The 571-nt window shown below is 53.8% G+C and carries 1 rRNA gene; it reads right to left on the bottom strand.

Features of this window, described 5'->3' with window-relative positions:
• Positions 1 to 546: ribosomal RNA gene (locus ACMWKA_RS25715) — 23S ribosomal RNA — on the bottom strand; the annotation flags it as partial.
• Between the last annotated feature and the right edge of the window lie 25 nt (positions 547 to 571).

Raw genomic sequence — 571 nt, 5'->3', positions numbered from 1 at the left:
CGAAGGTGCTCCCACTGCTTGTACGTACACGGTTTCAGGTTCTTTTTCACTCCCCTCGCCGGGGTTCTTTTCGCCTTTCCCTCACGGTACTGGTTCACTATCGGTCAGTCAGGAGTATTTAGCCTTGGAGGATGGTCCCCCCATATTCAGACAGGATACCACGTGTCCCGCCCTACTCTTCGAGTTCACAGCCTGTGTGCTTTCGTGTACGGGACTTTCACCCTGTACCGTGCGACTTTCCAGACGCTTCCACTAACACACAAGCTGATTCAGACTCTGGGCTGCTCCCCGTTCGCTCGCCGCTACTGGGGGAATCTCGGTTGATTTCTTTTCCTCGGGGTACTTAGATGTTTCAGTTCCCCCGGTTCGCCTCGTTAACCTATGTATTCAGTTAACGATAGTGCAACGGATTGCACTGGGTTTCCCCATTCGGACATCGCCGGGTCAAGGGTTCATATCACCTCGCCGGCGCTTTTCGCAGATTAGCACGTCCTTCATCGCCTCTGACTGCCAGGGCATCCACCGTGTACGCTTAGTCGCTTAACCTCACAACCCGAAGATGTTTCACTTC

Origin of the sequence: Enterobacter sp. 03-F-07-AD-ECC, assembly GCF_047530935.1 — a bacterium.
Classification (GTDB): domain Bacteria; phylum Pseudomonadota; class Gammaproteobacteria; order Enterobacterales; family Enterobacteriaceae; genus Enterobacter; species Enterobacter cloacae.
This window is presented reverse-complemented; position numbering and strand designations above follow the sequence as displayed.